This is a genomic window from Streptomyces sp. MAI_2237 (assembly GCF_054189285.1).
This window is the reverse complement of record NZ_JAJPGQ010000005.1, coordinates 1,074,131-1,100,880: the sequence shown is the minus strand read 5'-3', so window position 1 is coordinate 1,100,880 and position 26,750 is coordinate 1,074,131. Positions and strand designations below refer to the sequence as shown.

Genomic DNA, 26,750 nt, shown 5'->3' with positions numbered 1-26,750 from the left:
GGGGCGCGAGGTAGCGCGGTTCCACTGGACGGGAGCCGGGTTGCGTCACCCTGGTGGCGCCGCCGTGCTCCCCCTCACCACCAGCGATGTCGGCACCAGATCCGTGCCCGCGGGCACCCCGCCGGCTCCGCGGATCTGCTGCAGGGCCTTCTCCACGCACCGTCGGCCCACCTCCGCGAAGTCCTGGTGGACCGTGGTCAGCGGTGGCACGAAGTACGCGGCGTCGGGGATGTCGTCGAAGCCGACCACGCTGATGTCCTCCGGGACGGCGACCCCTCGTTCGTGGAAGGCGCGCAGGACGCCCAGCGCCATCTGGTCGTTGGCCGTGAACACCGCGGTGCAGTCGGGGCGGCCGGCGAGGGTGAGGCCGGCCGCGTAGCCGGACTCGGCCGACCAGTCGCCGTGCAGCAAAGGCGGTACGGGACGGCCGGCCTCCTGAAGTTCCGTACGCCAGGCCTGAGTTCGGCGCTGTCCGGCGTAGGAGCTCTCGGGCCCGGTGACGTGCCACACCGTCTCGTGGCCCAGGTCGAGGAGGTGCCGTACGGCCTTGCGGGCGCCGTCGGCCTGGTCGGTGTCGACGACGCAGTAGCGGTCACCGGCGTCCGAGTCGACGACCACCACGTGGACGCCCGGCGGCAGTTGGACCGTTCCGGTGTCCAGGAGGTGCACCTCCATGATGACGACGACCGCGTCGACGGCCAGCTCGCCCATGCGGGTGAAGGCACCCAGGACGTTGTCCTGGGTCGGCACGTCGATCGGGATCAGGGTGATCGCGTAGCCCTCGGCCGCCGCGTGCGTGGCGATGGCCTCGACCGTGCGGCTGTTGCCGGTCGAGGACAGGCTGAACAGGATGACGCCGATGGTGTTGAACTGCCCGTAACGCAGGGCGCGCGCCGCGCTGTTGGGCCGATAGCCCAGCTCCCGCATCGCCGCCAGCACCTGCTCCCGGGTGGAGGCGATCACCCCGGGATGGCCGTTGGAGACCCGCGAGACCGTCTGTGAGGAGACGCCCGCGAGCTTGGCGACGTCGGCCATCGACACCCGCTGCTTGCGGCGCCCACCGGGCACGCCGGAACCACCCCGCTCCACCACTGGAGCCTCCTTCGACCCGGCCCCGCACCCGTTGCGGAGCCCACCGGATGTTACGCGTGCGACACCTTGACTGCCGCCGGGGCGGATGCCACGATTCCGGCGCCGCCGAGTTTACGTAAACATCCCCCACGACGGCAGTTCATGTTTACGTAAACATCGCGCGGAGCGCCGAGCCGCCACCTCCTGAAAGGGCACGTCGATGCGCAAGACCCCCGCCAAGAACCGCCTCAGCTCCCGGTTGCGCGCCACCTGTGTGGCGGTGGCCATCGCCGCGGTGAGCGGCGCGACACTGGCCGGCAGCCCCGCCTCCGCCTCCACCGCCGCGCCGACCGGCACGAGCCAGTTCCGGGGCGTCAACTGGGCCGACCCGCGTGACAACTTCGCCGACGACTACCTCCAGCTCTCGGGTCTGTCGACCTCCGACACCTACGCGCAGACGTACGCGAAGGCGAGCCGGATCATCACCGCGTTCCGCGCGAACCTGGGCGCCAACACCGTCAGGCTGCCCATCAACCCCTATACGGTCAACGGCGCGTACTGGAAGTCCTACCGCGCGGTCATCGACGCGGCCTCGGCCCATGGCTTCAAGGTCATCGTGTCCTACTGGGAGGGCACCGGCGACAAGCGCGACGGCTACATCGACGACGAAGCCACTTTCTGGCCCATGTGGGACACCGTCGTCAAGACGTACCGGCACGACCCGCGCGTCTACTTCGAGCCGATGAACGAACCGCACGGCTACACCGACGCCCAGTGGGCCGACATCGCCGCCAAGTGGCTCGCGACCTACCCGTCCGTCCCGCGTAATCGCGTCTTCGTCAGCGGTGCCGGCTACAACGACCACGTCACCTCGGTCTGCGCCGACCCGCGCCTGAAGGGCACCTACCTGTCGCTGCACCACTACGGCTTCTGGAAGTCGTACGCCACCTACGACCAGTGGGTGTCCGACCTCAAGGAGCGCATCGGCGACTGCGCGAACCGCACGGTCATCGACGAGTTCGGCGCCCCGATGACGACGGGCCTCGACTACGACAAGCCCGCGCCCGACGACAACTACGTCAACTTCATCCAGGCCGAGACCGACACCGCCCGCGAACTCGGCATGGGTTCCGTGTACTGGCCCGGCCTGCGCACCGACGACATCTACTCGATGCAGAAGCTGGTCGGCGATCCGTCCCGCCCGTGGCTGGCCACCACCAACCAGTCCGGTGCCGACCGGCTGGCGTGGGCCTGGGGCCGCGGCCGGCCCGTCCAGGGCTGACGGACTCCTCGCCGCAACGGCCGTACTGCGCCCGGCCGTTGCGGCGAGGTCTTTCGAGCGATGGGCCGCACCGGTGTGATCAGGCGGCGGCCGGGCGCACCAGCCCCGTCTCGTAGGCGAAGATCACGGCCTGCACCCGGGCCCGCGCGCCGATCTTCGCGAGGATGTGGCTGACGTGGGACTTGACGGTCGTGGGCGCGATGGACAGCCGCTCGCCGATCTCGGCGTTCGACCAGCCGGAGGCCACGGCGGTCAGGATGTCGCGTTCGCGTTCGGTGAGCGTGGCCAGCCCGGACCGCCGTGCGGTGCGGGGGGCCGGCTGCTCCTGGCGGACGGTCTCGATCAGCGCGCGGGTGAGGGCTGGGGTGATGACGGCGTCCCCGGCCGCCACGACGCGGACCGCCGCGGTCAGCTCCTGCGGGGTGGCGTGCTGGGCGAGGAAACCGCCTGCCCCGGCGCGCAGCGCGGCGGAGGCGTAAGCCTCGCTGCTGGTCGGCGTCAGCACCAGGACGCGCGGGCGGCGCTCGCCCGGCATGGCGGGGCGGGTGATGCGGCGGATGGCCGGGACACCGTCCGCGTCGCACGCTCCGCTGCCCAGGACGACCACGTCGGGACGGAGTTCCTCGCACCGGTCGGCGGCATCGAGGGCGTTCGCCGCGTCGCCGATGACGGTCAGGTCGGGTTCGGCCGCGAGGAGCATACGGAGGCCGAGGCGCTGTAGGGACTGGTCATGGACGACGAGTACGGAGGTCATGGCGAGCTTCTCCCCTGAACGAAACCGTTTCGTTCACGTGGAAGCCCAGCGTAGTCCCGCCGCTATCGAAACGGCACCGTGTCGATTGTGGTGTCGATCACGCGCTCAGTCGGTTTCGCGCAGCGCGGTCCAGGTGTCGTGGCTCACGACGCCGTCGGCGTCGAGCCCCTTGTCGTTCTGGAAGCTCTCCACGGCGGCCGTCGTGCCGGGGCCGAACTCGCCGTCGACGCCCGAACCGCCCACGCTGTAGCCGCGCTTGGTCAGCATGCACTGCACCTGCAGGACCCGTTTGCCGCTGTCGCCCTCACGGGTGCGGCCGCTGCCGGCGTAGTAGGTGCAGTCGGAGATCCAGGGCGGGGTCGCGGGGGCCCCGGGCGTGGCGGTCGTCGGCGCCGCCCCGGTCGGTTCGTCGCTCGCGCTCGGCCCCGGCGCCGCCGGGGCGGTGGAGGTGCCGTGGCGCCCGGGCCGGGCCGAGCCGGTGGTGGTGGACGCCGAGGGGGAGCCGGCGGTCCGCGCCCCTCCGTCGACGTTCTTGCCGGAGGCGGACGTGTACGCCGAGGAACCCGATGCCGTCGGCCGGGCGCCGTCGGACACGGAGCCGCCGCCGGCCGCGCGGGAGCCGGGGGAGGCGTGGGAAGCGGGCGGGAGGGGGTTGTCGAGGGCGAGGATGCCCGCGGCCGTCGCGCAGAGCACGACGCCGGCGGCGACGACCAGCAGCGGCTTCCTGCGGCCGGCGGTGCGGGGCTCGTCGGCGGGTAAGCGCTCGGGCGGGTCCGCCGGCGTCATGCCCGCTTCGGCCTCGCCGCCGGCGGGCCACGCCGCAGGCCCGGCGGCGGCGGGAGCCATGGCCCCCGGCTCCTCTGGGGAGCGCAGGCGGGTGGTCCCCTCGCCGGGCAGTCCGTCGAGGACCTCGTACGCCCGCTGCCGGGCCAGCACCCGGCCGGCCAGCGGCTCGGGCCAGTCGGCCGCCTCGGCGTGGCCCGAAGCGGTGTCGACCAGGTCTCGCGGGGTGGGCCGGCCCTCCGGCTCCTTGGCCAGGCAGGCGGACAGCAGGGCCGCGAGGTCCGCGTCCGCCTCCGCGACCTGGCCCAGCAGCTTCCCGTTGGGCTCCTCGAAGGCCACCCGGTGCATCACGTCGACGCCCGTGCCGTCGCCGAACGGCGCATGCCCGGTCGCCGCGTAGACCAGCGTGGCGCCCAGCGAGAACACGTCCGAGGGCGGTTCGCAGGTGCCCGTGCGCAGGTGCTCCGGCGACATGTACGCAGGCGTCCCCACCCGGTTGCCCGTGCCGGTCAGGGCGCTCGCGTCGACGGCCTTCGACAGGCCGAAGTCGATGACGTGCGCGCCGCGCACCGTCAGCAGCACGTTCGACGGTTTCAGGTCCCGGTGCACGATCCCGGCGGCGGCCAGGTCGGCGAGCGCCCGCCCCAGCTCGGCCACCAGCCGCCACACCGCGACGGTCGCCAGGGCGCCGTCCTCGCGCACGGCGTCCGCCAGATCCAGGCCCGGCAGGTACTCGGTGGCCATCCACAGCAGCCGGTCCTCGAAGCCCGTGCCGCACAGCCGGGGCGTACGGGCGGTGGGGACCAGGTCGTGCACCGACGCCTCGCGCTCGAACCGGCGCCGGAAACCGGCGTCCTCCGCGTACTCGGGCCTGATCACCTTCGCCGCGACCAGGCCCGGCCCGCCGCCCGCGGGACGGGCGAGGTACACCCGCCCCATGCCGCCGCTGCCGAGCAGCGCCAGCGGCACGTAGGGGCCGATGCGCCGCGGATCGCCCGAATGCAGAGGCGCGGCGCCGGTCTGCCGCAGTGCCGCGGCCTCGTCCGGTGCCGAGCCCGACGGCACCGACCGCTGTTCTGACACGGGTCCCCCGAAGTGATGTTCGTCGTATGCCAGTTCGCCCAAGAGGGGAACACGAGGCTAACGCAGCAGCGACGCGCGGACAGCGGTTTCGATCAGTATGAGGTCCTGCCCGGGCGCCGGTTCACCGGCGGTGCATGGTCTCCAGCGCGGCGGCCAGCACCTGCGGGTCGTGGTGGCCCTTGTAGACCGCGGGCGGCTGCCGGTCCAGGTGCAGCAGCCGGGACACGGCCGTCCAGGCGGTGCGCACCGAGTACTCCACGGTGAAGACGACGTCGTCCGGCACTTCGGCGAACTGCCCGATGAAGGCGAGGTTCACCGACCCCTCCGGCACCACGTGCGGCCGGTCCTCGCGACGCCGGACCAGGAACTGGCTGGTGATGTACGGCATCACGCACGGCACGACCGTGGAGGTGGCCAGCACACGCTCCGCGACCTCCCCGTCGATGCGCAGGTGGTGCAGGACCTCCTCCAGGATCTCCCGGCCGGAGCACATCGTCATCGGCTTGGGCGTGTAGTTGCCCCCGCGGCCCGGGAAGAGACCGTAGCCCCACCACACCGAGACGCCCTCGGGCTGGTCGCGGTAGACCGGCTGGCGGTTGGCGACGATGGTCAGCAGCCAGTTGGAGTCGGTGAAGGTCATCAGGCCGCCCCGGCCGGTCTCGCGCCCGTTCAACTCGGCGAGCGCGTCCAGGAAGGCGGGGTCCTTGGCGGTGACCGTGAACGACTCCCAGCGCGACTCCTTGACGTGCTTGTCGAAGGCCGCCGGGTTGCCGAACTCCTCGCGCCCCCGGGCCAGTCGGTGCCACAGCAGCCAGGAGCCGGAACGGCCCGGCGCCGGGGGCGGGGCCGAGGTGTGGGTGCCGAGGGAGGAGGCGTCGGTCATGGAGCCGTTCGTGACGAACACGAGGTCCTCGGGCGCCACGGCGATCTTCTCCTCGAGGCCGCCCCGGTGGAGGTGGAGCGTCTCGACCGTGCCGCTGTGCCGCCCCGCGGTGAACCCCAGATCGGTGACCCGGGCGCCGGAGTGCACCACGACACCGCGCTCGCGCAGCCAGGCCGTCAGGGGCAGCACGATCGAGTCGTACTGGTTGTAACGGGTGCGGTGGATCCCCGACATGGACGAGAACTCGGGGAAGAGGTGGATGAAGCGGCGCAGATAGCGGCGGAACTCGATGGCGCTGTGCCAGGGCTGGAAGGCGAACGTGGTGCACCACATGAACCAGAAGTTGGTGGTGAAGAAGTGCTCGCCGAAGCAGTCCGTGATCCGCTTGCCGTCCAGACGGCTCTCGGGGGTCGCCACACAGCGCACGAGCTCCAGCCGGTCGCGCTCGGAGAAGCCCATCGTGGACGTGTCGACGATCCGTCCCTCGCCGTCGACCAGCCGCGCGGCGTCGTCCCAGCCGAACTCCTCGTGCCCGGCCAGGATCTCCTCGGTCACCGACACCGAGGGGTCGTCGAGGGTGGGGATGCCGGACAGCAGATCGTAGGTGCAGCGGAACTCCGCCTCGAACATCCGCCCGCCGCGCATGCTGTAGCCGGCGTCCGGCGAGCCACCGGCGTCCAGGCTGCCGCCCAACTGCCGCTGTTCCTCGAAGAGATGGATGTCCGCCCCCTCGAACCCGCCGTCCCGGATCAGGAACGCGGCCGCCGAGAGCGCCGCGATCCCACCGCCCACCAGGTATGCCTTCGCCATCGCCCGACTCCTCGTCTCCCAACGGTCGCTCCGCGACCGCGCACCTCACTCTTCCCTGGCGGACCAGGGCCGTCTGTGGGCCGTCCGGCACCCTGGGGGACCGGACGGCCCGTGCGGGTGCGGCCCGTTCAGTCGGACTCGCCGGGCAGCCACAGGTCGGGGCCGAAGACCTCGTAGCGGATGTGGCGGGCCGGGATGCCCGCGCCCAGCAGCTGGGTGCGCACGGCGCGCATGAAGGGCAGCGGGCCGCACAGGAACACCGTTGCGTCGGTGGGCAGTTCGATGCCGGTGAGGTCCATCAGGCCGGTGCGGGCGGCGGGTTCCTCCCTGCCGGGCTGCTCGTACCAGAACTCCGCGCGGGCGCCAGGCAGTCGGCCGGCCAGCTCGCGCGTCTCGGCGCGCAGTGCGTGCTCGGCGGGGGAGCGGTCGGCGTGCAGGACGGTGACCGGGCGGGTGGAGCCGATGGCCGCGAGGTGGGCGAGGATGCCCGTCATGGGGGTGCCGCCGATGCCCGCCGAGACCAGCACCACGGGGGTGGTGGCGTCGGCCGGGTCGTCGAGGAACACATCGCCGAAGGGCGCCGACAGCGTCAGTTCGTCGCCCTCGCGCACCTCGGCGTGCAGCAGGTTGGAGACCTCGCCGTCCGGTGCGCCGCCCTCGCCCTCGACCCGCCGGACGGTGATACGCCGCAGGTCCGTGCCGGGAGCCGAGGACAGGCTGTACTGGCGCAGCTGGTGCACCCCGTCGGGCATGCGCACGCGCACGCTGACGTACTGGCCCGCGCGCGCCCGCGGCGCCGCCTCGCCGTCGGCGGGACGCAGCAGGAAGGACACCGCGTCCGGGGTCTCGGTACGGCGTTCGACGACCGTCCACTGCCGCCAGATCCGGCCCGGCTGGACGCCCGCCTCCTGGTACAGCCGCGCCTCCTGGCCGATCAGCGCGCCGGCCATCAGCCAGTACACCTCGTCCCAGGCGGCCGCGACCTCGGGGGTGACCGCGTCGCCGAGCACCTCGGCTATCGCGCCGAAGAGGTACTTGTGCACGATCGTGTACTGGTCGTCGGTGACCCCGACCGCCGCGTGCTTGTGGGCGATGCGGTCCAGCAGGGTGTCGGGCCGGACGTCGGGGTGGTCGAGGAGCATGGTGGCGAACCCGGCGATCGAGCCGGCCAGCGCCCGCCGCTGGGCACCGCTGGCCTGGTTGCCGCGGTTGAACATCCCGTCGAGCAGTTCCGGGCGGTCGTGGAACATCGCGCCGTAGAAGCGCGTCGTGATCTCGTCGAGTGCTCCCGCGACGGCGGGCAGCGTGGCACGGACCACGGCGGCGGACTCTGCGGACAGCATGGGACCTCCCGGAAGGGAACGGTGTGGCAGGAAGAGCGCCGCCCCGTCAGCGGGCGGCGGCCCCAGGTCTAGCAGGCCCCCACCGGACTTTCCGGGCCGTTTTGGGGCGGGGAGGCCAAGAGGGGCCGGTCGGCCCCGGGACCGGGGACCACCGGCCCACAGGGGCCTCCCGGTTCCGGAGCCGACCGGCCCCGCCACGCTCTCCCGTGCGGCCCTACGGCTTGATCCCCACCGCCGTCCACAGGCTGACCTCGGCGTCCGTCGCGTCGGCCTCGCCGTCGGGGCGCCAGCGGTGCCCCACACTGACGCCGGGCTCCAGCAGCTCGAACCCCTCGAAGAAACGGGCGAACTCGTCCTTGGACCGCACCTGCACCTCGGTCCCGGAACTGATGTAGATGTCCACGAGCTTCCGCCAGGTCTCCGGGTCGAAGTCCGGCGTGCAGTGGCTGATGGCCAGCGCGCTGCCCGACGGGAGGGCGTCCATGAGCCGGGCGACGATGTCGTACGGGCCCCAGGCGTCCGGGATGAAGTGCAGCAGCGCGTTGAGGGACAGCGCCACCGGCTGCGTCAGGTCCAGCGCCTCGCCCAGCTCCGGCGCGTTGAGGATGGTGTCGGGCTCGGTGAAGTCGGCGTGGATGTAGGTGGTGCGGCCCTCGCTCGTGCTGCGCATGAGGCGTTCGGCGTACTTGAGCACCAGCGGGTCGTTGTCGGCGTACACCACCCGGGCGTCGGGGACCACGGACTGGGCGACCTGGTGCAGGTTCGGCTCGGTGGGGATGCCGGTGCCGATGTCGAGCCACTGCCGGATGCCGTGCTCCCGGGCCAGCACCCTGGTGGCGCGGTGCATGAACGCCCGGTTCTCGCGGGCGCACGTGTAGATCGCCGGGAAGACGCCGGCGACCTGTTCACCGGCCCGCTCGTCGATGTCGAAGTGGTCCTTGCCGCCCAGGTAGTAGTCGTACATGCGGGCGGAGTGGGGCCGGCTGGTGTCGATGTCCCGCGCGGCGTGGGAGTTGCTCATCCTGTCCCTTTCGGTGGTGATCGTGGGGGTGTCGGGCAGGTCGCGGCCAGGGCCGGCACGGGTCCTTCCCGCTGGGGTTCTCGGTCAGCCGGTGGCCAGATGGTCGGCCAGGCCCCGCTTGACGCCGGCGACGAACGCGGCGATCTCCTCCGGGGTGTAGATGAGGGCGGGCCCGGCCGGGTCGGTCGACTGGCGCAGGGCCACGCGCCCGTCGGCCAGCTGCTTCGTCTGCACGCACTGCCCCCCGTTGGGCCCGCTCCACGGCGACTCCCAGCCCTGTTCGCCGAGGTCCGACGCGGGCATGCCGTTGTACACGTGACAGTCGATGAAGCTCATGAGTACTCCTTGCGCATGCGGTTCAGGAGTGCCCTGCTGTCCGCGTCCGAGGTCAGCAGGGACATGCGGTTGTGCGCCTCGAGATGCGCCACGACGTCGGAGCGCTGGTCCAGGTACATCGCGCCCGAGAGGATCTCGGTGTAGACGATGTCGGGCAGCTCCGGGGCCTCGAAGCGGAAGTAGGTGAACGGCGCGCAGGCCCCGACGTGGGCGCCCGCGGTGAACGGCACGACGTCGACGCTGACGTGCGCCAGCTCCGAGACCTCGAGCAGCCGCTCGATCTGCTCCCGCATCACCTCGGGGCCGCCCACCACCCGGTGCAGCACGGCCTCCTCCATCACCACCCACAGCGTGGGCGCGTCGGGTCTCTCCAGCAGGCTCTGCCGGCGCAGCCGCAGGTCCACCCGGCGGTCGAGGTCCTCGTCGTTGTCGTTCGGGAAGCCGCCGCCGAGCACTCCGCGCGCGTACGTGGGTGTCTGCAGCAGTCCGGTGACGTAGTGCGGCTCGTAGGTGCGCAGCGTCCTGGCTCCGGTCTCCAGGCTCACATAGGCGCTGAACCAGCCGGGCAGCACATCGCGGTAGGTGTGCCACCAGCCGGGCTCGTTGGCCCGCTCGGCGAGGGCGACGAACTCGTCGATCTCCTGCCGGTCGGCCCCGTACGTCTGCAGCAGCAGCTCCACGTACAGGGGGCGCAGCCCCACCTCCGCCTTCTCCAGCCGGCGGATGGTGAGGGGCGTGACGCGCAGCGCCTTGGCGGCCGCCTCCAGCGAGACGCCCGCACCCTGCCGGCGCTCCTGCAGCCGGCGGCCGAGGATCATGCGCAGCACGGTGGGGGCACTGTTGCCACCCGTGCCCTGACGGCCTTCGCTCACGCCCTTACCTCCTGAGGGACTGTCACCTGCCAGAGTCTGACAGCGACTTGATGACCTCACCAGACCGATACCGGCTCGCTGAAATTATCAGCAGGTCTGTTGCAGGCTGAACCTGGGTGCGATCATAGTTACGGGTGTGAACCGTGCCGCCGAACGCGCGCGCGGTCCGTCAACCGCGCCCACCCCAAGCCGAGTTGGCGTGCTCCGACGTTCGAGGCGTTCCCCGCGCCTGGCTGCCGCCCGCCCCACGGAAGGCCAACACCGTGCCCCCCCATTTGACTTCGTCACCACAGCTGTTAGACGTGGCGAACCCCGACCGCACGCACTGGCTCGAGCTGCCCGCCCACCGCTCCAGCGTGAGAGTGGCCCGCCGGTCCATAGGCGCCCGGCTCACCGCCTGGCGGCTGCCGACCGCGCTGTGCGAGGACGCGGTGCTGCTGCTGTCCGAGCTCGCCACCAACGCCGTGCGCCACACGCTCAGCGCACGGATCCTGTGCGGCATCGGCTTCGTCAGCGACGTGTGCCTGCGCCTGGAGGTGCACGACCACGACTACTCGGGCAGCGAACTGCCCCGCCGCGAGGCGGGCCCCGAGGACGAGGGCGGACGCGGGCTGCTCCTGGTGGAACAGCTCGCCGACGCCTGGGGGGTGGACCGGTCCAGACTCACCGGCGGCAACGCCGTGTGGGCGAACCTGACGGCCTGAGGGCGCGCGGCGGTGTCAGTCCTTCGCGGGCGTCAACTCGGCGAGCAGCAGGGTGCGGTCGTCCCCGCCACCCGGTCCGGCCGGCGCGTGCAGCAGCTTGCGGCACACGGCGGACAGCGTGTCGTCGACGGCGCCCGGCGGGGCGAGCGCGGCCTCGTCCACGGCGCCGGCCAGCCGCGCGATCCCGTGGTCGATGTCGTCGTCGCGGGACTCCACCAGGCCGTCGCTGTAGAGCACCAGCACGCTGGGCTCCGCCAGTTCCAGCACGGTCGGCTCGTAGCTGCCCGCGCCCAGCCCGAGGGGCAGGCCCGCGCCGACGAGCGGCACCGGCGCCGTCCGGCCGTCCGCGCCGCGCAGCAGCGGGGGAGGGTGCCCGGCGCCCACCAGGGTGCAGGTGCGCAGCCGCGCGTCCCACTCGGCGTAGATGCAGGTCGCGAAGGACGCGCCCGGGGTCTCGCTGGCGAGGTCGTCCAGCCGCCGTATGAGCTCCGCGGCGGGGATGTCCAGGCCGGCCAGGGTGCGTACCGCGGTGCGCAGCTGGATCATCGCGACCGCGGACTCCGGGCCGTGCCCCATGGCGTCCCCGACGATCAGGCTGACCCGCTCGCCCGGCCGCCGCAGCACGTCGGACCAGTCGCCGCCGATGACCGTGCCCTGCCCGGCCGGCAGCGAGCCGTGCGCGATACGGCAGCCCTCGACCTCCTGGACCGCGCCGGGCAGCAGACTGTTGCGGATGGCCAGGGCGGTGCGGCGCTCGCGCTCGTAGCGGCGCGCGTTGTCCAGCGCGACGGCGGCGCGCGCGGCCAGCGACTCCACGGCGGCGACGTCCGCGGTGGTGAACCGCCCCCGGTCCGGTCCGCGCGTGCAGGCCACGAACCCGATCGCGTCGTTGCGCAACCGCAGCGGCACCACCAGGAAGGACCCCACCTGCAGCAGCCGGTCGATGCGTTCGTCGCCGTCCGCCGAGGCCTTCAGCCGCTCGGTGGTGTGCGCGTCGACGGTGTCCAGCAGCTGCGCATGGCCGTCGGTCAGGGCGCGCGCGTACGGCGTCCCGCGCGGGAAGACGATCACCTCGCCGACCGGCAGGACACCCTCCCAGGTCTCCGGCGCGTCCGCGCCCACGCGGACCGCCAGCCGGCGCGCCTCCCGCTGAGGCGGATCGGCGACGGCGTACGCGCTCTCCTCGCGCCGCCAGCGCTCCAGCAGGTACACGGACGCGGCGTCGCAGAACCCGGGCGTCAGGGCGTGCACGACATGGCTGCCCGTCAACCGCAGATCGAGTTCGGAGCCGATGACGTCGGCCGCAGGGGAGAAGGCCGACCGGCGGGGCGACGGCAGGACGGCGGGGGTGTCGTCGGCGGAGCTGCGCGGTTCGTTCCGCAGGGTCGTGCCTTTCCGGGTGGGGGCCGGCCGCGCGGCTGTGACAACGGATCACCGCGCGTCGACAGCAACTATATGATGAGGCGTCAAGAGCCCTTGTCCGAGAGGATGTTGTGGTGTCCGACAGTGCAGGAACACCGGTGACCGATCCCGACAGGGCCAGTGTCGCCCGTATGTACGACGCGATGCTGGGTGGACAGCACAATTTCGCCATCGACCGGGAGGCGGTGGCGGCCGTCACGGCCATCGATCCCCAGGTGCGCATGCTGGCCCGCGCCAACCGCGCCTTCCTCGGCCGGGCCGTGCGTCACCTCGTCGGAGAGGGGGTGCGGCAGTTCATCGACCTCGGCTCGGGCATCCCGACCCAGGGCAACGTGCACGAGGTGGCGCAGGCGGCCAGTCCCGGGGCCCGCGTGGTCTACGTCGACAAGGACCCGGTGGCCGTCGCCCACAGCACGTCGCTGCTGGCGGACAATCCGGACGCCGACATCGTCGACGCCGACATACGGCGCCCCGCCGACGTCCTGTCCGCGCCCCAGCTGCGCAAGCTGATCGACTTCGACCAGCCGGTCGCCCTGCTGATGGTCGCGATCCTGCACTTCGTCACACCCGAGGAGGACCCGGCCGGCATCGTCGCCGCCTACCGGGACGCTCTGCCCGAGGGCGGCTGGCTGGCCCTGTCCCACGCCACGAACGAGGACCGCCCGCGCACGGCCGCCGCGGTGACGCAGCTGTACAACTCCAAGGCCACCTCGCAGGTCGCGACGCGCTCCCAGGACGAGATCCTCGGCTTCTTCGACGGCTTCGAACTGACCGAACCGGGCCTGGTCCACGTCCCGTTGTGGCGGCCGGACCCGCAGGACGCCGTCCCGGACAACCCTTCGGAGTACTGGGTGTACGCGGGAGTCGGCCGCAAGAACGGATGACGGGGCGCGCCCGGGGGAGACGCACGGTCCCCGCGCACAGGCGAACCCCGGCGGGGAACGGACCGCCCGGCCAGGGACCCGGTGGACGACCCACTCGCGACCGAGGCCCCACGAGCGGCCGTCCCCCTGGCACGGACGCCGTCCCCGAGGGGACGGGGGAGCCCCTTGCAGTGCCGGGTCCGGCGTCCGCGCCTAACTCAATGATCATCGCTGCGACCGCGGATGCAGGAGGGGCGAGCGGCCCGGAGCAGGGGCCGGTCGGTCCCTTGACGCCCACGCCACCGCGCCGGGAGGCCGCGTCACGGGCAGGGTGAGGTGCCGAGGGTGGGGGCCGGCGGCCGGGTGTCGTGCCGCTCCACAGCGTGACGCCGGGTATCGCATCAGCGCCGGCCGCGGTGTCGCGACGGTTGAGGTGCCGGGTGTCGTGCCGCTGCCCGGCGCGGCGCCGCGTATCGCATCAGCGGCGGCCGCGGTGTCGCGACGTGTGCCGCGACAGGGTGTGCGTGGCGCCGCGGCCTGTGCCGACTGCCGACCGATCCGATCGCAGGCCCTCCGCCGTCAGCCGCGTCCCCGCCGGCCCTCCGCGAGCCGGTGGCTTCGGATCAGGGCCCGCCTGCCCTCCGTGAGCGGATGCCACCACACCGCCACCCGTCGCCCCTCCGCGAGCGCGTGCATCGCCTGCCGGTAGGCGACCGCGTCGATCCGGCCGTGCAGCCGTCGCTCCACCAGGCGTCGCTCGGCGGTCTCCAGCGCCGTGCGGCGGCGCCTGGCGCGTGCCACGTGGTGCGGGCCCGTGTCCGGTCCCAGCAGGCGGGCCGTGTCGTACAACGCCCCGGCGAGGATGAGGAGTTGGAGCACTACGGCGACGACGATCATGTCGGTGGCCCCGATCCCTCGCCCAGTACGGGCAGCTCCACGCACTCCTTCGTCCGCACCACGTACCGCAGCGCGGCACCGAACAGCCACGGCATGCCCCGTACCCCCTCCGCGACGGGCACGATCCGCGGGGCGCCGAGCCGCAGCCACTGCCCGCCCAGCCGCATCCGGCCACCGCCGGCGGCCCGGATGTTGCGCAACCAGTCCGATTCTCGACCGAAGTTGATGCCGACGACGACCGTGTCCCCGGTGCGGAAGGCGCGCAGCGGTGTGTGGCGCACGGTGCCGGTGCGGCGGCCGACGTGTTCGAGGTCGGCGAAGGCGAGATGCCCGGCGAGGTGCAGGGTGGCCCGGTTGACGCCGCCGCGCAGCCGGCGGCTCAGGAGCCGGGGAAAGGGCACGGCGGGTTCACCTCCCCGGTACGCGGGGCCCGGCGCGACCGGACGGTACTCGGCGGGCGCGCTCACGGCACCACCTTGATGGCGATCTCGGGCGGCTGCCGCAAGGTGTTGTGGACGGTGCAGTGCGAGACGACGGCCGCCAGGGCGGGCAGCCGCTCCGGGGGCAGCCCGGGCGGCGGCGACACGACGATGCGTACGGCGTCGACCCGGGCCGGCCGGTCGGGCGCCATCGTGAACTCGGCCCGTACACGCAGACCCGTCTGCGCCAGCCCGTGCCGGTGCAGGAAGCGGCCCGCGTAGAAGGCGACGCAGGTGGCCAGCGATGCGGCGAACAGTTCGGTCGGGGTCGGCGCGATGTCGGTCCCGCCCGCGTCCAGGGGCTGGTCGACCAGCAGGCGGTGGTCGCGGACGTCGACGGCGTAGGCGTCTCCGTCGACGTGGGTGACGTCGATGACGTGTGCGTAGTCCCGCACGGGCACTGACGTGGCCGTCTCCGGCGCGGTTCCTGCCATGACCTGCCTCCTGGGTGCCGTACCCGCTGTCCTCTTCAGTGCAGCGCCTGGGCGCCGGGCGGTCAGCGGGCCACCCGGGTGCGCAGGGGGCCGTTCGGCCCTGGCGGGGCGGCCGAGGTGCGGTCACACGTCCCGGCCGTCGCTCCGCGGCCCGGACGAGGGGGCCCCACGGATACCCCGGTGGGTACCCGCCGAGGGGACCATCGGCCCCTGCCCCGGACTGATCTCCGGCCCGACCGTGGAGGCATGGGCAAACACATCGTGATTCTCGGAAGCGGCACCGCCGGCACCATGACGGCCAACCGGCTGCGCCGCGCGTACGACGAGAGTGAGCTGCGGATCACGGTCGTCGATCAGGACGACAGCCACGTCTACCAGCCGGGACTGCTGTTCGTGCCGTTCGGCCTCGCCCAGCAGCACGCCCTGGTCCGCTCCCGGCCGCACCAGCTGCACGACGGCATCGACTACCGGCGGGCCCGGATCGACCGGGTCGACCTCGACGCGCGGACCGTGTACTTCGCGGTCGGCGGCTGGGTCGCCTACGACGTCCTGGTGGTCGCCACCGGTGCCCGGCTGCTCCCGGAGGAGACCGAGGGGCTGACGGGTCCGGGGTGGGGCGAGAACGTCTTCACCTTCTACGACCTGCCCGGGGCGGTGGGCCTGCACGAAGCGCTGGAGCGTTTCGAGGGGGGCCGTGTCGTCGTCGACGTGGCGGACATGCCGGTCAAGTGCCCGGTCGCGCCGCTGGAGTTCGCCTTCCTGGCCGACTGGTACTTCCAGCGCCGGGGCATCAGGGACCGGGTCGAGCTGACGTATGCCACCCCGCTGGACGGGGCGTTCACCAAGCCGGTCGCGGCCCGGACGCTCGGCGGACTGCTCAAGCGCAAGGGCGTGGAGCTGGTCACCGAGTTCACGCTCGGCGAGGTCGACGGCAAGGGCGGCCGGCTGGTGTCGTACGACGAGCGGGAGGTCGGCTTCGATCTCGCCGTCGTCGTGCCGCTGCACGGCGGCGCCGAGTACGTGGAGCGCTCGCCCGGTCTGGGCGACGAGCTGGGGTTCGTGCCGGTCGATGCGCACACCCTGCAACTCCCCGACCGTCCCGAGGTGTTCGCGATCGGTGACGCGGCGGGGCTGTCGGCCTCCAAGGCCGGTTCGGTGGCCCACTTCGAGGGCGAGGTGCTGGTACGCAACATCGGCCGCTTCCTCGCGGGAGAGCCGCTGGACGGCTCCTTCGACGGGCACGCCAACTGCTTCGTCGAGACCGGCTTCCACAAGGCCCTGCTGATCGACTTCAACTACGACACCGAGCCGCTGCCCGGGCACTTCCCGGGCCCGGTGGGTCTGCCGCTGATGAAGGAGTCGCACGCCGCGCACCTCGGCAAGCTCGCCTTCGAGTGGCTGTACTGGCACAGCCTGCTGCCCGGCCGGGAGATGCCCGGCATCGGCTCGGCGATGCCCGAGCGCGGCAAGATCCACTTTCCCGCCTGAACGAGAAGGAGACAGTCATGCCCACCGCCACCTATGACGGACTGGCCGTCCCGGTCGACGACGAGGGCTTCTTCACCGAGCCCGAGCGGTGGACCGAGGCCATGGGCGAGCAGATCGCCAAGGAACTCGGCATCGACACCCTGACCGAGCGGCACTGGACGGTCATCCGCTTCATGCGCGAGCAGTACGCCGCCAAGGGCACCGGACCCACCGTGCGGGTGCTGGGCAAGACCTCCGGCGTGAGCGTCAAGGAGCTCTACCAGCTCTTCCCCAAGGGACCGGCGAAGACGGCCGCGAAGATCGCCGGTATCCCCAAGCCCCGCGGCTGCATCTGAGGAGGACGCCGGTCATGGCCGACACCGCCACGATCCAGAAGGTCTCGATCATCGTCTCCAAGGGGTCCCTGGAGGGGATCTACCCGGCTCTGATCATGGCCAACGGCGCCCGCGCCGAGGGCATCGAGGCCGATCTGTTCTTCACCTTCTTCGGCCTGGACGCCATCACGAAGAAGCACTGGGAGCACATCAAGCTGGCCACCGTCGGCAACCCGGGCCTGCACCTGCCGACCCTGCTCGGCGGCATGCCGGGCGTGCCCGACCTGGTCACCCACTACATGGAACGCAAGATGGACAAGCTCGACATCCCGCCGATCCCCGAGTTCATCGAGATGATCGCCGACACCGGCGCGGGCATCTACGCCTGCAAGGCCTCCGTCGACCTCTTCGAACTCGACAAGGACGACCTCGTCGAGCAGGTCCAGGACATCATCACCGTCGGCGAGTTCTACGAACACGCCGCCGGCGGCCAGATCATCTTCACCTGAGTGTTCCGCGCGGCCCGTCGGTGCCGCGCTCCGCCACGGCGGCCTGGGCCAGCAGCAGTTGGGCCAGGCCGCGGGCCTCGTCCGCGGTCAGCGCGGCCCACGCGCCCGGCACGCCGCCCCCGTCGCGGCCCACGTCCAGTGCGATCCGGGTGATCGGCCGCTCCTGCTTCGTCAAACGCAGGCACTTCACCGCGATACGCCGGCCGCAACCGGTGACCAGATCAGAGTCGGCGATCTCGTGGAACCGCTCTCCTCCCGTGCCCGTCATCGGACTCACGCCCTTCCTTCTCGCTCGCATTCGTACCGGCGGTGGTATTTGAGTGAGCGCCCCCGGAGAGCGAATTGTTCCCGGACACCGCCCCTGAACAGCCGCCGCCGCTGATCCGTACCGCCTGCTGCGCCGTGCGGGTCTGGCCGGCACCCTCGCCCTGCTGCCGGCGGTCGCGGCCTGCACGGCGGGGGAGGACGACGCCGCCGAGAAGCGCGGGACGAGCCGGACAGCGGTCGCGGCCGCACCCGAGGCCGGTGTCGCGGTCGTGGCGCCCGCGAAGGTCGAGGTGATCGCCGGGCTGATCGGCTGCCGCGCCAGGATCCGCGTCGAGGCGGAGGAACTGCGGCAAGGGGTGTGCCACACGAAGCTCCTGCTCGGCGCGCAGCGCGTGCTCGCGGACGAAGGGGGGCGAGGTCCCGCGGGCGTGCCACGAGGCCGGTGTCGGCCGAGGGCGCCGGCGGCGGAGCCATGGCGGACCTCAGGGCGGGCCGACGGGGCCATCACCGTTTCGCGGATCGTCCCGAGTGTCAACGCCGCCTGAGTGAAGGAGAGTTGAGTCGACAGGAGGTTGTCTCAGAACAGCGGGGGGACGTCCGCCTGGATGAGGTGCGGACCGGGTTCGGCGAGCGCCGAGCGCAGTTGGGCGGTGAAGTCCTCGGCGGTCGTCGCCCGGGTGGCGGGCACGCCCATGCCCCGGGCCAGCGCGACGAAGTCGAGGCGGGGACGGGACAGGTCGAGCAGATCGCGGCGGGCCGGCCCGTCCGCGCTCATGCCGAGCCGCTGGGACTCCATGCCGAGGATCGCGTACGCGTTGTTGGCGAAGACGACCGTCGTGATGTCCAGGTGCTCGCGGGCGTGGGTCCACAGCGCGGAGACCGTGTACATCGCGCTGCCATCGGCCTCCAGGCACAGCACCGGCCGGTCCGGGCAGGCGAGCGCGGCGCCCGCGGCGAGCGGCAGGCCCTGGCCGATGGCGCCGCCGGTGAGGGTCAGCCAGTCGTGCCGGGGTGCGCCCGCGGTGGCGCCGGGCAGCCAGAGACCCGAGGTGTTCGCCTCGTCGACCACGATCGCGCCCTCCGGCAGCAGGGCGCCGACGGCCGCCGCCGCGCTCTCGGCGGTCAGCGCGCCGGAGGGCGCCTCGGGCCGCTCCGCGGCCTGCACCACCGGCACGACTCCCGCCGCCACGGTGTCGGCCAGCCGGCCCAGTGCCCCGGCCGCGTCGTCGGCGGCCGTCGCCAGCGTGTGGATCCGGCAGTCGTCGGGCGCGAGCGCACCCGGCAGGCCGGGATGGGCGAAGAACGACACCGGCGCACGGGCGCCGGCCAGCACCAGGTGCCGCACGTCGCGCAGCTGCGCCATCGCCCCCTCGGCGAGATAGCCCAGCCGCTCCACGGACGGCAGACCCGCACCGCGCTCCAGGCGGGCCGGGAACGTCTCGCACAGCAGCCGGGCGCCGGTGGCGGCGGCAATCCGGGCGGCCGCCCGCAACGCCGGTTCGCGGGTGGCCGGTCCGCCCAGCAGGATCGCGGCCGGCTCGCCGCCGCGCAGGGCTTCCGCCACCTCTACGACGGTCTGCTCGGGCACGGCGGCGGGTGGCCGGACGGCCCCGCGCGGTGCGGGCCGGGCACCGTCCGACCAGGACACGTCGGCGGGCAGGATCACCGTGGCCACCTGCCCGGGGGCGCCGGTGGCGGCGGCCACCGCCTCGGCCACATCGCTGCCGGCCGTCGCCGGGTCCTCGCAGCGGCGCACCCAGCCGGACACGGTCCCGGCCAGGGCGTCGACGTCCGACTCCAGCGGGGCGTCGTACTTCTTGTGGAACAGGGCGTGGTCGCCGATCAGGTTGACCAGCGGGGTGTGCGCGCGGCGGGCGTTGTGCAGGTTGGCCAGGCCGTTGCCCAGCCCGGGCCCCAGGTGCAGCAGGGTGGCCGCCGGCCGGCCCGTCATCCGGCCCCAGCCGTCGGCCGCGCCGGTGGCCACCCCCTCGAACAGGCACGGCACGGCCCGCAGGGCGGGTTCGTCGTCCAGGGCGGCCACGAAGTGCAGTTCGGAGGTGCCGGGGTTGGCGAAGCAGATCTCGACACCGCACTCCAGCAGAGTGCGGGCCACGGCATGGGCACCGTTCACGGTGATTCGGCCTTTCACGCGGTCAGTCGAAGAGGATCCCCGGGTTGAGGATCCCGTCGGGGTCGAAGGCGTGCTTGATGCGGCGCATCAGCTCCACCTTGGCCGGGTCCTCCAGTTCGAGGAAGTACCTCTTCTTCGTCGTCCCGATGCCGTGCTCGCCGGAGATCGCGCCACCCAGGTCCGCACCGGCCCGGAACAGCCCGCGCAGCACCCCCTCGCGCCGTACGGGGTCCGGCTGGAAGACGGCCAGGTGCACATTGCCGTCACCGGCGTGCCCGCAGCCGGTGATGATCGAGGCGCTGTCCCGGGCGAGGGCGTCCGCCGCGGCGAACAGCCGCGGCAGCGCGGCCCGGGGGACGACGATGTCCACGACCTCGTCCGCGCCGGCCGCCTTCGACGCCCAGAACGCCCGCTCGCGGGCCTCCATCAGATCCCGTGCGGCGGCCGCGGGCAGCACATAGACGTCGGCCGCGCCCAGGCCGAGCAACTGCTCGCCCAGCCGCTCCACATCCGCCTCCAGCCGCTCGGCGAAGCGCTCTTCCAGAACCACGACGAGATACCCCAGGGCGGTGCGGCGGACCTGCTCGGGAATGCCGAGGGCCAGCTCCTGCCGCTGCGTCATGGCCGCCATCGTGAGCATGTCGACGTACTCCAGAGCCAGCGGATCCACGCCCCCGGCCAGCAGCCGCGGCACCGCGCGCGAGACCTCCTCGGCCGAGCCGAACGGCGCCAGCACCGTCGCGCGGTGCTCGGCCCGGGGACGCAGCCGCAGGACCGCCTCGGTCACCAGGGCGAGCGTGCCCTCCGAACCCACGAGCAGCTGCGTCAGGTCGTAGCCGGTACTGGTCTTCACGTACCGGCCGCCGCTGCGCACGACCTCACCTGAGGCGAGGACGGCCTCGACGCCGAGGACATGGTGCCGGGTCACACCGTGCCGGACGGCGTGCATGCCGCCGGCGTTGGTGTTGACGGTCCCCCCGACCGAGGCGCCCCGCTCACCGGGGCGCACGGGATAGCACAGCCCGGCCGCGGCGGTCCGCTCGTCGAGGTCGGCCAGGGTCACACCGGCCTGGGCGACCGCGACGTGGTTGTCGGTGTCGATCTCGACGATCCGGTTCATCCGCTCGAAGGAGACGACGATCCCGTCGGCGCGCGGCACGCACGCCCCGCACAGCCCGGTCCCCGAACCGCGGGCGGTCACCGCGATCCGCCGCGCCGCGGCCAGCGACACCACCTCCGACACCTCGTCCACCGTGGCGGGACGCACCAGGTACGCGGGCGTCCGGGCCACGGCGGTCAGCGACTCGTCGTGACCGTACTCCGCCGGCACACCCTCCCCGCTCAGCACGTGCTCCGCGCCCACCACCTTGGCCAGCAGCGCTCCGGTGTCGGTCATGATCCGGTCCCTCCTCGGTGACGCGCCACGGGCAGCGCCCGAGGCCGTGCTCGCCATCATGGGACCGGGTCCGCCGCTCGGATGCCGGTCCAACAGGCCTCACCCGGCGGCCGGTTGGCCCTGCCGTCGCCCTCCTCGGCCCTCTCGATGACAGATGCCGAATTGCAAAGTTTCGCAATTCGTTAGATGCTGTCATTGCTGTGAACGCAAGTAATGCCAGGGAAGTCGAGGGCGCCACCCGATGACCACCACGATCCGCCGGGCGGCCACCCGCCTCCTGTCCTTGCTGCCCTCCCGCACCGATCTCGCGCAGGTACGACGGGATCCGCGCCGGGACCTGCTCGCCGGTCTGACCGTGGCCATCGTCGCCCTGCCGCTCGCGCTGGGCTTCGGCGTCTCCTCCGGACTCGGCGCCGCGGCGGGACTGGCGACCGCCGTGGTCGCGGGCGCCGTCGCCGCGGTGTTCGGCGGGTCCAATCTGCAGGTGTCCGGCCCGACCGGCGCCATGACGGTGGTCCTGGTGCCGATCGTGGGCCGGTACGGCCCGGGGGGCGTGCTCACCGTCGGCCTCATGGCGGGCGTCCTGCTGGTCGGTCTGGCGGTGCTGCGCGCCGGCCGCTACATGCAGTACGTGCCCGCCCCGGTCGTCGAGGGCTTCACCCTCGGCATCGCCTGCGTGATCGGCCTGCAGCAGCTCCCGAACGCGCTCGGCGTGCCCAAGCCGGAGGGCGACCGGGTACTGGTGGTGGCCTGGCGGGCCGCCGAGGAGTTCGTCCGGTCCCCGAACTGGACGGCGGCCGGCCTCGCGGTCGGCGTGGCCGCGGTGATGCTGCTGGGGGCGCGGTGGCGGCCGGCCGTGCCGTTCTCGATCGTCGCCGTGATCGCCGCCACGGCCGTGGCCCAGCTGGCGCACCTGGACGCGGCGAAGCCGATCGGCGACCTGCCGTCCGGACTGCCGATGCCGTCCCTGTCCTTCCTGGACCTCGGCTCGCTCGGCACGCTGTTCGCCCCCGCGGTGGCCGTCGCCGCCCTGGCAGCCCTGGAGTCACTGCTGTCGGCCTCGGTCGCCGACGCCATGACGGTGGGCCAGCGGCACGACCCGGACCGGGAGCTGTTCGGGCAGGGGCTGGCGAACATCGCGGCGCCCCTGTTCGGCGGAGTCCCGGCGACCGGCGCCATCGCCCGTACCGCGGTCAACGTCCGCACGGGCGCGAGTTCCCGCCTCGCCTCCCTCGTGCACGCCGCCGTCCTCGCCCTGATCGTCGTCGCGGCCGCGCCCCTGGTGTCGAGGATCCCGCTGGCCGCGCTCGCCGGCGTCCTGCTGGCCACCGCGATCCACATGGTCGAGGTCGGCTCGCTGCGGGCCATGGCGAGGGCGACGCGCTCCGACGCATTGATCCTCGTCCTGACCGCCGTCGCGACCCTGGCGCTCGACCTCGTCTACGCCGTGATCATCGGCCTCGCCGTCGCGGGCGTCCTCGCCCTGCGCGCCGTCGCCCGGCAGGCCCGGGTCGAACAGGTGCCGCTGGACCGCGGCGACCACAGCGACGAGGAGCACGCGCTGCTCGCCGAGCACATCGTGGCGTACCGCATAGACGGTCCGCTGTTCTTCGCCGCCGCCCACCGCTTCCTGCTGGAGCTGACCGAGGTCGCGGACGTCCGCGTCGTCATCCTCCGTATGTCCCGGGTGTCGACGATGGACGCGACCGGCGCCCTGGTGCTGAAGGACGCGGTGGAGAAGCTGCGGCGCCGGGGCATCATGGTGCTCGCCTCCGGCATACGCGCCGGCCAGCTGCAGGTCCTCGAGTCCGTCGGCGCCCTCGACCTGCTGCGGCGCGACGGCCACGAGTTCACCACCACGCCCGAGGCGATCCGTGCGGCGCGCGACCACCTGGAGGCCGCGGGAGTCCTGCCCCCGCCCCGGCCCTCGGGCACCGCCACGGAGGAGGCCCTGCGATGAGCGTCGCCCCCGCCACGCTCCGGACGGTCGAGGTTTCCGGCGCGGAGGCCCTCTGTCTCCTGCGGCGCAGCAGGCTGGGCCGGCTCGTGTACACGCAGCGGGACCTGACCGTGCTGCGGCCCGCCGCCCACGTGTGGGTGGACGGCCGCCTGCTCGTGCGCACGTCGGGCCCGGCCGCCGAAGGGCCCGCGACGGCCACGTACGAGGTGGAGGAGAGCCGCGCCGTGCCCGGCACCGGCTGGACGGTGACCGTCTCCGGTCCTGCCGAAGTCGTCACCGCCACAGACGCCGACGACGCCCTCACCGACGGCACCCGGCAGCCTGCCCCCGGCGGCTGGGCGCCCGGCCCGCAGGACACGATCCTGCGCATCCGCCCCCGGACCGTCACCGGGTTCCGTGTCGCGCGCGGGGAGGTGTGAGGGATGCCCACACGACCGCAGTCCCTTCCTCACCGGCACGTGCTCACACTGCCCACCGCGCCCTCGGCCGTGCGGGCGGCTCGTGAGACCGCCGAGCAGGCCCTGGTCGAGTGGGGGATCGGACTACGGCACCGCGCCGTGGACCCGGCCCTGCTGATCCTGAGCGAGCTGGTCACCAACAGTGTCCGGCACGCCGCCGTGCTCTCCCCGACGGTGACCGTGACGTACGCGGCGGGCGCGGACTGCCTGGCCTTCGCCGTCCACGACCGTCACCCCTACCAGCCGCCGCTGTACGCGGGGCTCACCGGGACCGGCGCGGGAGGGCTCGGTACCGTCATGGAACTCCTGCTCGCCCTGCACGGCACCGCGGTCGTCCGGCCCGACGCCGACGGCGGCGGCAAGAGCATCTGGATCACCCTGCCGCTCTGAGCGGAGCGGACGGGCATGATCCTCACATGACAAACCGTAATTGCTAAAGTCGATAATTGATGATGTCGTTCCGCCCGCCGCGGCGGTTCGGCCTGGTGTGTGGGTGGAGGAGACGGCACGGTGAGTACGCCGCTGTACCAGCTGAAGGCCGAGTTCTTCAAAACCCTCGGTCACCCGGCGCGCATCCGCGTCCTGGAGCTGCTGAGCGAACGCGAGCACGCGGTCGCGGAGATGCTGCCGGAGGTGGGCATCGAACCCGCGCACCTGTCCCAGCAGCTCGCCGTGCTGCGGCGGGCGAACCTGGTCGTGACCCGTAAGGAGGGCTCGACCGTCTACTACTCCCTGACCAGTCCTGAGGTGGCCGAGCTGCTGCGGGTGGCGCGGACGATCCTCTCGGGAGTCCTGGCCGGGCAGGCCGAGCTCCTCGCGGACCTGCGGGCCACGCCGGGGGCGGCGAAGCCGCAGGCGTGACGTCCGCCGCCCGCTTCCCCGACGCACCCCGGTCCACTGACACCCGCGCCCGCCGTCGTGTCGCGTAAGCGTCCTGGTCGGGACCTCGAACGCGCAGGCGGGGATGTGATCCCGCACACGGGCGGGCTCAGGAACGGTTGCTATATTGCGCAATCATCCAACCCGTGGGGTGCGCCCTGACGTGCGGGGCGGTCGCCCACCGCCCGGTCGTTCGCGCCGGGACGGTTGGCGTCGGCCACAGCGTAGGGAGTGGGACTTGAGCGACCCCTGGGGCGAAACCCGCGGCCGCGCGGGCACACGCAGCCGCACGGCCGGTGTCCCCCGGCAGCGGGAGACGAGCGATGAGGCGTTCGACCCCGGCCCCGGCTCAGGCCCCGGCGGCCGGGCGGCCGCCCGGCGGGCAGCCCAGGCGCACGGGCGCCGCGCGGGGCGCCGGGCCAAACCGGTGGCGCGCCGCAGGCGGGTGGCGCGCATAGCCCTGTTCACCGTCTCGGGCCTGGTCCTGGTGACGGCGGGCGCGGGCGCCTGGCTGTACGAGCACCTCAACGGCAACATCAACAGCGTCGCCCTCGACGACGGTGCCGGCGGCCAGGAGAAGGCGGACGCCTTCGGGCGGACCCCGATCAACGTCCTGGTGATCGGCTCGGACGGCCGGAACAACGCCGCCGACTGCAAACTGGGCGGCGGCTGCGGCTCGGCGAAGTCGACCGTCGGGCACAACGCGGACGTGGAGATGCTGGTGCACGTGTCCGCCGACCGCTCCAACGCCACGGTCATGAGCATCCCCCGCGACACCATGACCCACGTCCCCGCCTGCAAGGACCCCGACAGCAGCCAGTCCACGGCCGGCTACTACGGGCAGATCAACAGCGCCCTGCAGTACGGCCCGGCCTGCCAGGTCAAGACCGTCCACGACCTCACCGGCATCCCCGTCGACCACTTCGTGATGCTGGACTTCTCGGGCGTCGTGAAGATGTCCGACGCGGTGGGCGGTGTGTCGGTGTGCGTCAGCGACAACGTCTACGACACCTACTCGCACCTCAAGCTCGCCAAGGGCACCCACACCCTCAAGGGCGACGCGGCACTGGAGTTCGTCCGGTCCCGGCACGGCTTCGGCGACGGCAGCGACCTGGGCCGCACCGTCTCCCAGCACCTCTTCCTCAGCGCCATGATCCGCAAGTTCAAGAGCGCGGGCACTCTGGAGAACCCGGGCAAGGTGTACTCCCTCGCCGACGCGGCCACCAAGGCGCTGACCGTGGACACCGGTCTGGGCAGCGTCTCCAAACTGGTCGACCTCGCGACCGACCTGAACAAGGTCCCCTCCAAGCGGATGACGTTCACCACCATGCAGACGGGGGCCGACCCCTCCGACGCCAACCGTGTCGTGCCCGCAGCCGCCGCGAAGGCCCTGTTCGCCGCCATCGTCAACGACCAGTCGCTGAGCGGCGGCAAGAAGAAGTCGTCCTCCGCGCCGTCCGCGTCCGCGGCGGCCACGGTGCCGGCCTCCGAGGTCGCCGTCGAGGTCGAGAACGGCACTACCACCGGCGGACGCGCCTCGGTCGTCGCCGACGCGCTCCTCGCCAAGGGCTTCGGCTCCGGCACCACCTCGGGCAACGCCCCCGCCCAGTCGTCGAGGACGACGATCACCTACGGTCCCGGGCAGAAGGCCCAGGCCCAGACCGTCGCCTCCGCGCTGGGGCTGCCGGCCTCGCACCTGACCGAGGGCAGCGCGGCCGGCGTGGTCCTGGTCATCGGCAGCGACTGGCCCACCGGCACGGCGTACGCCTCCTCGGGCGGCTCGTCGGCGGCCCCCGCCGACACGCACGCGGCCGTCTCCGACGCCCACGCCCAGACCGCCGACAAGGCCAAGACCTGCGCGAAGGTCAGCCCGTACAAGACCGTCGAGATCAACGGCGTGGCCATGACCCCGGCCCAGGCCTACGCGGCGGCGAGCGACAAGAAGGACTCCGCGCCCTGATCCCGGGACCGCACCCTGATCCCGGAACCGCACCCTGATCCCGGAACCTCGCCCTGATCCCGGGACCTCGCCCTGATCCCGGAACCGCGCGCTGAGTTCGGGGTCTCGCGCTGAGCCCGGGAGCGCTGAGTTCGTGGCCTTGTGCAGAGCCCGGGGTCTTGCGCTGGGTCCGGGGTCTTGTGCTGAGCCCGGGGTCTTGTGCTGAGCCCGGGGTCTTGTGCTGAGCCCGGGGTCTTGTGCTGAGCCCGGGGTCTTGCGCTGAGCCCGGGGTCTCGCGCTGAGCTCGGGGTCTTGCGCTGGGCCCGGCACCTTGCACCGAGTTCGTGGCCTCGCGCTGGGCCCGGCACCTTG

General features: G+C 72.7%; 26 protein-coding genes. 11 read left to right on the top strand and 15 right to left on the bottom strand.

Going from position 1 to position 26,750, the window contains the following annotated elements:
- Positions 1–45 precede the first annotated feature (45 nt).
- Positions 46–1,092: a LacI family DNA-binding transcriptional regulator gene (locus LN251_RS33395; protein WP_458247883.1), complete on the bottom strand. Its 1,047-nt coding sequence runs from the start codon at positions 1,090–1,092 to the stop codon at positions 46–48.
- Between the two features lie 199 nt (positions 1,093–1,291).
- On the opposite strand from LN251_RS33395, the gene LN251_RS33390 reads away from it, so the two are divergent.
- On the top strand, positions 1,292–2,353 hold the full coding sequence (locus LN251_RS33390; RefSeq protein ID WP_458247882.1) for a glycoside hydrolase family 5 protein: 1,062 nt from the start codon (positions 1,292–1,294) through the stop codon (positions 2,351–2,353).
- A gap of 79 nt (positions 2,354–2,432) precedes the next feature.
- On the opposite strand, the gene LN251_RS33385 is transcribed toward LN251_RS33390, so the two are convergent.
- The 7 genes from LN251_RS33385 to LN251_RS33355 all read right to left on the bottom strand — a co-directional run bounded on the left by LN251_RS33385 (position 2,433) and on the right by LN251_RS33355 (position 10,238).
- Entirely contained in the window at positions 2,433–3,107 is a 675-nt protein-coding gene (locus LN251_RS33385; RefSeq protein WP_458247881.1) for a LuxR C-terminal-related transcriptional regulator, read from the bottom strand.
- A gap of 105 nt (positions 3,108–3,212) precedes the next feature.
- The gene (locus LN251_RS33380) at positions 3,213–4,973 is read right to left on the bottom strand and encodes a protein kinase domain-containing protein (RefSeq protein WP_458247880.1); all 1,761 of its coding nucleotides are present in this window, start codon (positions 4,971–4,973) and stop codon (positions 3,213–3,215) included.
- A 121-nt stretch (positions 4,974–5,094) separates the two neighbouring features.
- Positions 5,095–6,666, bottom strand: coding sequence for an oleate hydratase (locus LN251_RS33375; RefSeq protein WP_458247879.1), 1,572 nt, complete (start codon positions 6,664–6,666; stop codon positions 5,095–5,097).
- Between the two features lie 128 nt (positions 6,667–6,794).
- Positions 6,795–8,009 (bottom strand): globin domain-containing protein, encoded by a 1,215-nt coding sequence (locus LN251_RS33370; RefSeq protein ID WP_458247878.1) that lies wholly within the window; start codon positions 8,007–8,009, stop codon positions 6,795–6,797.
- A gap of 214 nt (positions 8,010–8,223) precedes the next feature.
- The gene (locus tag LN251_RS33365; RefSeq protein WP_458247877.1) at positions 8,224–9,030 is read right to left on the bottom strand and encodes an SAM-dependent methyltransferase; all 807 of its coding nucleotides are present in this window, start codon (positions 9,028–9,030) and stop codon (positions 8,224–8,226) included.
- Positions 9,031–9,114: 84 nt separating this feature from the next.
- Positions 9,115–9,366 (bottom strand): DUF397 domain-containing protein, encoded by a 252-nt coding sequence (locus LN251_RS33360; RefSeq protein ID WP_058926992.1) that lies wholly within the window; start codon positions 9,364–9,366, stop codon positions 9,115–9,117.
- On the bottom strand, positions 9,363–10,238 hold the full coding sequence (locus LN251_RS33355; RefSeq protein ID WP_458247876.1) for a helix-turn-helix domain-containing protein: 876 nt from the start codon (positions 10,236–10,238) through the stop codon (positions 9,363–9,365). Before LN251_RS33355 ends, LN251_RS33360 begins: the two co-directional genes overlap by 4 nt.
- Before the next feature lie 263 nt (positions 10,239–10,501).
- Between LN251_RS33355 and LN251_RS33350 the strand changes: the two genes are divergently transcribed.
- Entirely contained in the window at positions 10,502–10,942 is a 441-nt protein-coding gene (locus LN251_RS33350; RefSeq protein ID WP_458247875.1) for an ATP-binding protein, read from the top strand.
- Positions 10,943–10,957: 15 nt separating this feature from the next.
- Here LN251_RS33350 and LN251_RS33345 read toward each other — a convergent pair whose 3' ends face one another.
- Complete coding sequence (locus LN251_RS33345; protein WP_458248223.1) at positions 10,958–12,217, bottom strand: PP2C family protein-serine/threonine phosphatase; 1,260 nt, start codon at positions 12,215–12,217, stop codon at positions 10,958–10,960.
- A gap of 245 nt (positions 12,218–12,462) precedes the next feature.
- On the opposite strand from LN251_RS33345, the gene LN251_RS33340 reads away from it, so the two are divergent.
- On the top strand, positions 12,463–13,248 hold the full coding sequence (locus tag LN251_RS33340; protein WP_458247874.1) for an SAM-dependent methyltransferase: 786 nt from the start codon (positions 12,463–12,465) through the stop codon (positions 13,246–13,248).
- Between the two features lie 558 nt (positions 13,249–13,806).
- On the opposite strand, the gene LN251_RS33335 is transcribed toward LN251_RS33340, so the two are convergent.
- Genes LN251_RS33335 through LN251_RS33325 form a run of 3 tightly spaced genes read right to left on the bottom strand, consistent with a single transcriptional unit; the run spans position 13,807 to position 15,037 of the window.
- A complete protein-coding gene (locus LN251_RS33335) occupies positions 13,807–14,124 on the bottom strand; it encodes a hypothetical protein (RefSeq protein ID WP_458247873.1) in 318 nt (105 codons plus the stop codon).
- The gene (locus LN251_RS33330; RefSeq protein ID WP_458247872.1) at positions 14,121–14,591 is read right to left on the bottom strand and encodes a nitroreductase family deazaflavin-dependent oxidoreductase; all 471 of its coding nucleotides are present in this window, start codon (positions 14,589–14,591) and stop codon (positions 14,121–14,123) included. Before LN251_RS33330 ends, LN251_RS33335 begins: the two co-directional genes overlap by 4 nt.
- On the bottom strand, positions 14,588–15,037 hold the full coding sequence (locus LN251_RS33325) for an OsmC family protein (RefSeq protein ID WP_458247871.1): 450 nt from the start codon (positions 15,035–15,037) through the stop codon (positions 14,588–14,590). The genes LN251_RS33330 and LN251_RS33325 overlap by 4 nt, the downstream gene beginning before the upstream one ends.
- A gap of 246 nt (positions 15,038–15,283) precedes the next feature.
- On the opposite strand from LN251_RS33325, the gene sqr reads away from it, so the two are divergent.
- Genes sqr through LN251_RS33310 form a run of 3 tightly spaced genes read left to right on the top strand, consistent with a single transcriptional unit; the run spans position 15,284 to position 17,348 of the window.
- Entirely contained in the window at positions 15,284–16,525 is a 1,242-nt protein-coding gene (sqr, locus tag LN251_RS33320; protein WP_458247870.1) for a type III sulfide quinone reductase, selenoprotein subtype, read from the top strand.
- A 17-nt stretch (positions 16,526–16,542) separates the two neighbouring features.
- Positions 16,543–16,860, top strand: coding sequence for a TusE/DsrC/DsvC family sulfur relay protein (locus LN251_RS33315; RefSeq protein WP_458247869.1), 318 nt, complete (start codon positions 16,543–16,545; stop codon positions 16,858–16,860).
- 14 nt (positions 16,861–16,874) lie between these two features.
- Complete coding sequence (locus LN251_RS33310; protein WP_404148365.1) at positions 16,875–17,348, top strand: DsrE/DsrF/DrsH-like family protein; 474 nt, start codon at positions 16,875–16,877, stop codon at positions 17,346–17,348.
- Here LN251_RS33310 and LN251_RS33305 read toward each other — a convergent pair.
- The 3 genes from LN251_RS33305 to LN251_RS33295 form a co-directional block, all read right to left on the bottom strand.
- Positions 17,341–17,616: a hypothetical protein gene (locus LN251_RS33305; RefSeq protein WP_058927000.1), complete on the bottom strand. Its 276-nt coding sequence runs from the start codon at positions 17,614–17,616 to the stop codon at positions 17,341–17,343. The genes LN251_RS33310 and LN251_RS33305 overlap by 8 nt on opposite strands.
- 576 nt (positions 17,617–18,192) lie before the next feature.
- Positions 18,193–19,746 (bottom strand): acetolactate synthase large subunit, encoded by a 1,554-nt coding sequence (locus LN251_RS33300; RefSeq protein ID WP_458247868.1) that lies wholly within the window; start codon positions 19,744–19,746, stop codon positions 18,193–18,195.
- Positions 19,747–19,768: 22 nt separating this feature from the next.
- Positions 19,769–21,142, bottom strand: a complete 1,374-nt coding sequence (locus LN251_RS33295) for an FAD-binding oxidoreductase (RefSeq protein WP_458247867.1) — start codon at positions 21,140–21,142, stop codon at positions 19,769–19,771.
- A 241-nt stretch (positions 21,143–21,383) separates the two neighbouring features.
- Here LN251_RS33295 and LN251_RS33290 point away from each other — a divergent pair, with 241 nt between their 5' ends.
- The 5 genes from LN251_RS33290 to LN251_RS33270 all read left to right on the top strand — a co-directional run bounded on the left by LN251_RS33290 (position 21,384) and on the right by LN251_RS33270 (position 26,399).
- A complete protein-coding gene (locus tag LN251_RS33290) occupies positions 21,384–23,102 on the top strand; it encodes a SulP family inorganic anion transporter (RefSeq protein ID WP_458247866.1) in 1,719 nt (572 codons plus the stop codon).
- On the top strand, positions 23,099–23,521 hold the full coding sequence (locus LN251_RS33285) for a pyridoxamine 5'-phosphate oxidase family protein (RefSeq protein ID WP_458247865.1): 423 nt from the start codon (positions 23,099–23,101) through the stop codon (positions 23,519–23,521). The genes LN251_RS33290 and LN251_RS33285 overlap by 4 nt, the downstream gene beginning before the upstream one ends.
- Before the next feature lie 3 nt (positions 23,522–23,524).
- On the top strand, positions 23,525–23,950 hold the full coding sequence (locus LN251_RS33280; RefSeq protein WP_458247864.1) for an ATP-binding protein: 426 nt from the start codon (positions 23,525–23,527) through the stop codon (positions 23,948–23,950).
- A gap of 120 nt (positions 23,951–24,070) precedes the next feature.
- On the top strand, positions 24,071–24,421 hold the full coding sequence (locus tag LN251_RS33275; protein WP_058927006.1) for an ArsR/SmtB family transcription factor: 351 nt from the start codon (positions 24,071–24,073) through the stop codon (positions 24,419–24,421).
- Positions 24,422–24,677: 256 nt separating this feature from the next.
- The gene (locus LN251_RS33270) at positions 24,678–26,399 is read left to right on the top strand and encodes an LCP family protein (RefSeq protein WP_458247863.1); all 1,722 of its coding nucleotides are present in this window, start codon (positions 24,678–24,680) and stop codon (positions 26,397–26,399) included.
- The last annotated feature ends 351 nt before the right edge of the window (positions 26,400–26,750 follow it).

What these genes read in the sequence shown, in the direction of transcription:
- LN251_RS33390 (WP_458247882.1), top strand. Translation starts at nt 1,292, where the DNA reads ATGCGCAAGACCCCCGCCAAGAACCGCCTCAGCTCCCGGTTGCGCGCC.
- LN251_RS33385 (WP_458247881.1), bottom strand. Translation starts at nt 3,107, where the DNA reads ATGACCTCCGTACTCGTCGTCCATGACCAGTCCCTACAGCGCCTCGGC.
- LN251_RS33375 (WP_458247879.1), bottom strand. Translation starts at nt 6,666, where the DNA reads ATGGCGAAGGCATACCTGGTGGGCGGTGGGATCGCGGCGCTCTCGGCG.
- LN251_RS33370 (WP_458247878.1), bottom strand. Translation starts at nt 8,009, where the DNA reads ATGCTGTCCGCAGAGTCCGCCGCCGTGGTCCGTGCCACGCTGCCCGCC.
- LN251_RS33365 (WP_458247877.1), bottom strand. Translation starts at nt 9,030, where the DNA reads ATGAGCAACTCCCACGCCGCGCGGGACATCGACACCAGCCGGCCCCAC.
- LN251_RS33360 (WP_058926992.1), bottom strand. Translation starts at nt 9,366, where the DNA reads ATGAGCTTCATCGACTGTCACGTGTACAACGGCATGCCCGCGTCGGAC.
- LN251_RS33335 (WP_458247873.1), bottom strand. Translation starts at nt 14,124, where the DNA reads ATGATCGTCGTCGCCGTAGTGCTCCAACTCCTCATCCTCGCCGGGGCG.
- LN251_RS33325 (WP_458247871.1), bottom strand. Translation starts at nt 15,037, where the DNA reads ATGGCAGGAACCGCGCCGGAGACGGCCACGTCAGTGCCCGTGCGGGAC.
- sqr (WP_458247870.1), top strand. Translation starts at nt 15,284, where the DNA reads ATGGGCAAACACATCGTGATTCTCGGAAGCGGCACCGCCGGCACCATG.
- LN251_RS33315 (WP_458247869.1), top strand. Translation starts at nt 16,543, where the DNA reads ATGCCCACCGCCACCTATGACGGACTGGCCGTCCCGGTCGACGACGAG.
- LN251_RS33310 (WP_404148365.1), top strand. Translation starts at nt 16,875, where the DNA reads ATGGCCGACACCGCCACGATCCAGAAGGTCTCGATCATCGTCTCCAAG.
- LN251_RS33305 (WP_058927000.1), bottom strand. Translation starts at nt 17,616, where the DNA reads ATGACGGGCACGGGAGGAGAGCGGTTCCACGAGATCGCCGACTCTGAT.
- LN251_RS33295 (WP_458247867.1), bottom strand. Translation starts at nt 21,142, where the DNA reads ATGACCGACACCGGAGCGCTGCTGGCCAAGGTGGTGGGCGCGGAGCAC.
- LN251_RS33290 (WP_458247866.1), top strand. Translation starts at nt 21,384, where the DNA reads ATGACCACCACGATCCGCCGGGCGGCCACCCGCCTCCTGTCCTTGCTG.
- LN251_RS33285 (WP_458247865.1), top strand. Translation starts at nt 23,099, where the DNA reads ATGAGCGTCGCCCCCGCCACGCTCCGGACGGTCGAGGTTTCCGGCGCG.
- LN251_RS33280 (WP_458247864.1), top strand. Translation starts at nt 23,525, where the DNA reads ATGCCCACACGACCGCAGTCCCTTCCTCACCGGCACGTGCTCACACTG.